Annotated in this window: 5 protein-coding genes; 2 read left to right on the top strand and 3 right to left on the bottom strand. The window is 52.0% G+C overall.

Annotated features, from left to right (window positions below):
* Both VB081_RS09050 and VB081_RS09045 read right to left on the bottom strand, forming a co-directional pair.
* A partial coding sequence (locus tag VB081_RS09050) for an MATE family efflux transporter (RefSeq protein ID WP_323400501.1) occupies positions 1-824 on the bottom strand: 824 nt, incomplete at its 3' end.
* 120 nt (positions 825-944) lie between these two features.
* On the bottom strand, positions 945-1865 hold the full coding sequence (locus VB081_RS09045) for a serine O-acetyltransferase (RefSeq protein ID WP_323400500.1): 921 nt from the start codon (positions 1863-1865) through the stop codon (positions 945-947).
* A gap of 134 nt (positions 1866-1999) precedes the next feature.
* On the opposite strand from VB081_RS09045, the gene metA reads away from it, so the two are divergent.
* Both metA and cysK read left to right on the top strand, forming a co-directional pair.
* Positions 2000-2926, top strand: a complete 927-nt coding sequence (metA, locus tag VB081_RS09040) for a homoserine O-acetyltransferase MetA (RefSeq protein ID WP_323400499.1) — start codon at positions 2000-2002, stop codon at positions 2924-2926.
* Between the two features lie 4 nt (positions 2927-2930).
* Entirely contained in the window at positions 2931-3836 is a 906-nt protein-coding gene (gene cysK / locus VB081_RS09035; RefSeq protein ID WP_323400498.1) for a cysteine synthase A, read from the top strand.
* Between the two features lie 66 nt (positions 3837-3902).
* Here the strand turns inward: cysK and VB081_RS09030 are convergent.
* On the bottom strand, positions 3903-4835 hold a 933-nt coding region (locus VB081_RS09030; RefSeq protein WP_323400497.1), incomplete at its 5' end, for a uroporphyrinogen decarboxylase family protein.

The following is a 4835-nucleotide window of genomic DNA, read 5'->3' as shown; positions in this document are numbered from 1 at the left end:
GTGACGACATACATCAGCACGGAATAAGCCGCGACTGCGACCGTAACGCCGTACGTAAGGCACTGCAGGTTTGCAAGGATAATGACGATGGATGGGGCAAAGGTCATGCCGAAGGGCGACAGGCCGATCTTCAAGAGCTTGCTGACTGTCTTTTTTTCCGGTTTCAGCATGCCGAGCGGGATACGGTTTTCTTTTTTGCGGTACAGCAAGAGAAATCCGACCGCTGCTACAAGCGCCTGCGCGATCACAGTGGCAATCGCCGCGCCGCGGATACCCCAACCGAGCACCATGACGAACACGGCGTCAAGAATGATATTGGTAATAAGCCCGCTGACCATAGCCGCCATAGCCTGAATGGTCTTTCCTTTGTTGCGCAGCAGCGGCGCGATACCCGTGCCGAGAATCTGGAAAACGCTGCCGGCGGCAACGATCTGTGCGTATTCTCCGGCAGTCGCGAGAAGCTCGCCGCGCGCACCCAGAAGCTCGAGGATCGGTACATAAAGCAATGAAAATAATACGGTCATCAGGGCGGACGCAATAAGCAGTACAAAAAAGGTGTTTCCAAACGCCCGCTGCGAACCGGGGATATCCTTTTTGCCGTAGCGCGTGGACATGACAACAGAACCGCCTACACCGATCCCTGTACCGGTGGCAAGCAGGAATGATGCGATAGGCCATGCGATGCTGATGGCCGCAAGCCCGATATCTCCGACGGCCTGACCGACGAAGAAACCGTCGACGATCGCGTAAAAGCCACTGAGAAACATCGTGAGCATTGAGGGAAGGATATACTTCCAAAACTGTTTTTCGTTGGGCGCTGACATAGTGACCTCCTGAAAATTTAGTACAATATTGTACGATTAAGTCCAACGTTGTACATTTTAGCAGAAGGAAATTTGTTTGTCAACTAAAAAAAGGCCTCCTTGCGGAAGCCTTTTGCTTTGCTATTTTCCGTTTGTGATGAGCGTTGGGGAGGGGGAGGCGTTGTACACAGTCGTGCATGCTTGCACGGAATGCGTGAGCCATACGTTACCGCCAATCACACAGCCTTCGCCAATGACTGTGTCGCCGCCGAGGATGGTCGCCCCTGAATAGATGACGACATTATCGCGGATATCGGGATGGCGCTTGACACCCTTGACGGGATGACCGTTTTCATCCAGCTCAAAGCTTTTCGCGCCCAGCGTCACGCCCTGGTATATCTTGACATGCTTGCCGATGGTGCATGTTTCGCCGATGACAACGCCCGTGCCGTGGTCGATGAAAAAATGTTCGCCGACGGTTGCGCCAGGGTGGATATCGATCCCTGTTTTGTTGTGCGCCTGCTCCGTCATGATGCGCGGCAGCAGGGGAATATCCATCGTATAAAAGATATGGGCGAGCCGGTAGATGCTGACTGCCTCGAAGCCGGGATAGGCCAGCAAAATCTCTTCATGCGACCTTGCCGCCGGATCGCCGCAGTAGGCGGCTTCGATATCCGTATTCAAAAGCCGGGCAACGTGGGGCAGCTGCTCCATAAAACGCACGGTGATCTTCTGCGCGGTCTCTTTGCACTTGTTGCAATCTGCGCGGTGGCGCTGTTCTAACTGGCACTGGTTTACCAACACCTCTGCCACCATGCAGTCGAGCAATACGGCGGCCTCGCGCAGACGGCGCGTGACCGTAGCCTCCAGCTCGATCTCTTTGGTGGTGCTACTGTCATAAATATTGGGATACATGGCGCTTCTTACAAGGTCGATAAACGTCGCGACCTTACGTTTCATGCCGAAACCGCTGATCGTGTCTCCGGTGATATTGGGCTTATTGATCGCCATGATCTCGCGTGCGAGACCAGGCGCGCCGTTGTCTTTCCATTCCTGCAGCATAGATACTCCTGTGGTGTATTCCCGTGGTAAAAAACGGGATTCAATTTGTATAAAAACGTGTACAATAAGTATAAGTTACTATATAATGATAGTCAAACATTGTTTTGAATATGCAAGGAAAGGGGAAATGCAATATGCCTATTAACATCAGTAGCAAACTACCGGCAGCGAAAACTCTGGCGCAGGAGGGCATATTTACAATGCCCCTGGAACGCGCGGCGCGTCAGGACATCCGTCCGCTGCGGATCGTTATCCTGAACATCATGCCGACAAAGGAGCAGACGGAGACACAACTCATGCGTCTTTTGGCGAATTCGCCTTTGCAGGTGGAGGTCGTACTGCTGCATCCGGCGACACACATTTCCAAAAACACATCCATCGAACATCTGAACGCTTTTTATAAGACGTTTGACGATATCAAGGATGAAAAGTATGACGGACTGATCATTACCGGTGCGCCTGTGGAACAGATTCCCTTTGAGGAAGTGACCTATTGGCAGGAAATGACGCAGATCATGGAGTGGGGCAAAAAGAACGTTTATTCCACGATGTATATTTGCTGGGCGGCGCAAGCGGGTCTTTATTATCATTACGGGATCGACAAACATCCGTGCGAGCAAAAGCTTTCGGGCATCTACCTGCACAAGAGGACGCCTAACAACTGGCCTTTGCTGCGCGGCTTTGACGATGAATTCTGGGCGCCGCATTCGCGGCATACGTATGTCAAAAAGTCTGATATACAGGAAAATCCGTCGCTTGAGATATTATGTGAATTTGAAGAGAACGGGGTCTACCTCGTTTCGGCTAAGCGCGGAAGACAGATTTTTGTTACGGGACATCCGGAATATGATGCGAATACGCTGAAGACAGAATATGTGCGGGACATCGCGCGCGGCATGGATGTTCCCGTGCCGGCGCACTATTTTCCGGGCAATGACCCAAGCAAGCCGCCTGTCGTACGCTGGCGGGGTCATGCGAACCTGCTTTTTAATAACTGGCTCAACTATTATGTATATCAGGAAACGCCTTATGACGTAAAATCTATCAAGAATGAGGAATAGTGATATGAGATTAGCAGAGAAACTGACAGACCTGATCGGTGAAACACCGCTTTTGCAACTGAATAACATCAATCCGGCCATCTGGGCAAAGCTGGAATATTTTAATCCGCAGGGAAGCGTGAAGGATCGTCCGGCTTATTACATGATGAAGGATGGGATTGATCAGGGGCTGATCGGCGAGCACACGGTGATCGTGGAATCGACGAGCGGAAACACGGGCATTGCGCTCGCGTATATTTGCACCTGCCTTGGCCTGCGCCTTGTGCTGACGATGCCCGAATCTATGAGCATCGAGCGCAGGAGGCTGTTGTCTGCCCTTGGCGCGGAGCTTGTTTTGACACCTGCCGCAGAAGGCATGCGCGGCGCGATCGGACGGGCGAAGGAAATATGTGAGCAAAGAAAAGGCTATATGCCCAACCAGTTTGAGAGCCCGGCAAACGTACTGGCGCACAAAGAAACAACAGCGAAGGAAATTCTGCACGATATGGTGGGCGACGTTGATATTTTTGTGGCGGGCGTGGGCACAGGCGGCACAATAACAGGCTGCGGGGAAGTGCTTAAGGCAAACCGGCAGGAAACAAAGATCATTGCCGTGGAGCCTGCGGAAAGCCCGGTGCTTTCGGGCGGCAAGCCGTCTCCGCATAAGATACAGGGGATTGGCGCGGGCTTTATACCCAAGATTTTGAACAGGGATATCATCGACGAGGTGATTGGTGTTTACACGGATGAAGCATACGAGGCGGCAAGGATGCTTTCACACAAAGAAGGCGTGCTGTGCGGCGTATCGTCCGGCGCGGCGTTGTTCGCGGCGAAAAAAATTGCCGAACGTCCGGAAAACAACGGCAAAAAGATCGTTGTTATTTTGCCTGACACCGGAGAACGGTATCTTTCGACCGCATTATTTGAATAAATTCCTACCTATTATATATAGTAAAACAAACGCCCGTCTCGTTAAACGGGCGTTTGTTTCTTTTTTTTAACGTTTTCCGTAGGTGAGAGTCGTCTCAAACATGGCTTCTATATTTTCTGTTTTTGCGTCGTCGATCATAGTGCCGCTGTCCATGATGTAGCCGCCGCCCGGCGCACAAGTGTCGATCAGCCATTTGCAGTAGTCGACGACCTCCTGTTTGCTGCCGTAGCTCAGTGTTACGGCGGGCACATTGCCCATGATGCACGAATGACCGCCCAGCATTTTTTTGGCCTGCGCCATATCCGTATACTCGAACGAGAAAATGGCTTTGCCGGGGGTGATCTCTTTCAAATACTCCAGACGGGAATTGTAAGCCCCCTCCACATAAACGACGGGCGTAAGTCCCGCGTCGGCCACGGCGTTGATACACTTGCGAAGCGACGGCCAATAGAACGTTTTGAATTGCTCGTCAGACATGAATTCGTCCACACCCTTGTGCAGCCAGTACCACACGAATGGCGTTTCTTTTCCGCTGCAACTTTTGATGGTGTCTGCGATCGCAAAGTCGGTGACCACGTCGATGAGCTCCAGAAGCTCCTGCGGATGGTCGAACATATCCATCAGGATGGGCACCGTGCCGCGAATGGAGTCGCCGATCATATCGAAGGGCGCATAGGCAAAGCCAGCATAGATGAGGGGGATGCCGAAGTGGTTTTTGAGTTTTTGACCGTATTCGCCAAGGTAAGCAAACCACTCATTCAATATTTTGCCCGTCTCTACCATTGCCTCCAGCGTGCTGATGACCTCCGGGTCGGCAAAATTGAGCAGCGTGCCGATGTGACCGAACCACATGGCGTTGCGGAAATCAAGCTTGGCAAGGCCGGGGAAGTTCGCGAAGCTGCGCGGCATCCATTTGTTCATCATAAACTTGGTCATGTCACGGATCGCCTCGGGATATTCGTCTGCGGTCATATATTCGCCTTCCGCGTATTGGTACAT

The sequence above is a fragment of the Christensenella sp. genome (assembly GCF_034927525.1).
Classification (GTDB): Bacteria; Bacillota; Clostridia; order Christensenellales; family Christensenellaceae; genus Christensenella.
Note: the sequence above shows the minus strand (reverse complement) of the source record. Positions and strands in the feature narration are given on the sequence as shown.